Genomic DNA, 1,051 nt, shown 5'->3' on the forward strand with positions numbered 1-1,051 from the left:
GGCCCGTGCGCGGGCGGCGCCGCCTACTCCCCGGCGCTCACCGACTTTGTGTTCATGGTCCGGGAGACCTCGCAGATGTTCATCACCGGCCCGGACGTGGTCAAGGCGGTGACCGGTGAGGAGATCACCCAGAACGGTCTGGGCGGCGCGGACGTGCACGCCGAAACCTCCGGCGTGGCGCACTTCGCCTATGACGACGAGGAGACCTGCATCGCCGAGGTGCGCTACCTGCTGGCGATGCTGCCCTCCAACAACCGTGAGAACCCGCCCGTCGCGCACGCCGAGGACCCCGCCGACCGGCGCTCGGACGTGCTGCTGGACCTGGTTCCCGCGGACGGCAACCGGCCCTACGACATGCACAAGGTGATCGAGGAACTCGTCGACGACGGCGACTACCTGGAGATCCACGAACGCTGGGCCCGCAACATCATCTGCGCCCTGGCCCGCCTGGACGGCCAGGTGGTGGGCATCGTCGCCAACCAGCCGCAGTCGCTGGCCGGTGTCCTGGACATCGAGGCCTCCGAGAAGGCCGCACGGTTCGTGCAGATGTGTGACGCCTTCAACATCCCGATCATCACGCTGCTGGACGTGCCCGGCTTCCTGCCCGGCGTCGACCAGGAACACGGCGGGATCATCCGGCACGGCGCCAAGCTGCTCTACGCCTACTGCAACGCCACCGTGCCCCGGATCTCGCTGATTCTGCGCAAGGCCTACGGCGGTGCGTACATCGTGATGGACTCCCAGTCCATCGGCGCCGACCTGACCTACGCCTGGCCGACCAACGAGATCGCGGTGATGGGCGCCGAGGGTGCCGCCAACGTCATCTTCCGCCGGCAGATCGCCGACGCCGAGGACCCCGAGGCGATGCGGGTGCGCATGGTCAAGGAGTACAAGGCCGAGCTGATGCACCCGTACTACGCCGCGGAGCGCGGCCTGGTCGACGACGTCATCGACCCCGCCGAGACCCGCGAGGTGCTGATCGCATCCCTCGCCATGCTCCGCACCAAGCACGCCGACCTGCCCTCCCGCAAACACGGCAACCCCCCGCAGT

Annotated in this window: 1 protein-coding gene; it reads left to right on the forward strand. The window is 68.4% G+C overall.

The window, feature by feature from the left end:
* A partial coding sequence (locus ABZS64_RS39330) for an acyl-CoA carboxylase subunit beta (RefSeq protein WP_355840020.1) occupies nt 1–1,051 on the forward strand: 1,051 nt, incomplete at both ends.

It is taken from the genome of Streptomyces sp. NPDC005408 (assembly GCF_040606445.1).
In the GTDB taxonomy this organism is placed as follows: Bacteria; Actinomycetota; Actinomycetes; order Streptomycetales; family Streptomycetaceae; genus Streptomyces.